This is a genomic window from Vibrio sp. 1727, assembly GCF_033344415.1.
Classification (GTDB): Bacteria; Pseudomonadota; Gammaproteobacteria; order Enterobacterales; family Vibrionaceae; genus Vibrio; species Vibrio alginolyticus.
The window spans coordinates 1-558 of sequence record NZ_JAWPOT010000545.1; the positions used below are offsets into that span (position 1 = coordinate 1).

General features: G+C 45.9%; 2 pseudogenes. Both read right to left on the reverse strand.

Going from position 1 to position 558, the window contains the following annotated elements:
* Positions 1 to 15: 15 nt before the first annotated feature.
* Positions 16 to 180 (reverse strand): annotated as a pseudogene (locus R8O10_RS26830) (isocitrate lyase); the annotation flags it as partial.
* A gap of 120 nt (positions 181 to 300) precedes the next feature.
* A pseudogene (locus R8O10_RS26835) lies at positions 301 to 558 on the reverse strand (malate synthase A); the annotation flags it as partial.

Consider the following 558-nt stretch of genomic DNA (forward strand, 5'->3'; position numbering starts at 1 on the left):
GTTGACCAGTCACCCAAGCTTATCAGCACCACGTTGTGCGATTGTATTTGCTGGTACCATCGAGCCACGCAGTTCTACGACTTCTTCTGCAGTATACGTACGCTTTACGTTTTTCCAGCGTGGATTCGTTGCCCAGTCTTTTTCCAGAGCTTCAATTTGTTGGCGGCGAGTCAATGTCATTGGTCTATCCCTCTTTATTATTTGCACTTTTGTTTGTGCGTTGAGTTTCCGTTTTCAGGCAGTACATATCCCCATCTGCCTCGAAAGTTTTCACGTTATTGGTATTACAGTTAAGAATTCTTAGTCCAGGTAGTCATAACCAGGAACGGTTAAGCAGTTGGTTAGCTCATCGCTAGTTGTTAGCTTCGCCATCAATTGTGCGGCTTCTTCAAAACGCCCGGCTTGATAACGTTCTTCGCCCACTTCTTGTTTCACTACTTCTACTTCTTCTTGCAAGTAGGTTTCGAACAGTGCTTTTGTCACCTGTTGACCATTGTCGAGTGACTTACCGTGCTGAATCCATTGCCAGATTGAGGCGCGAGAAATCTCCGCAGTCGC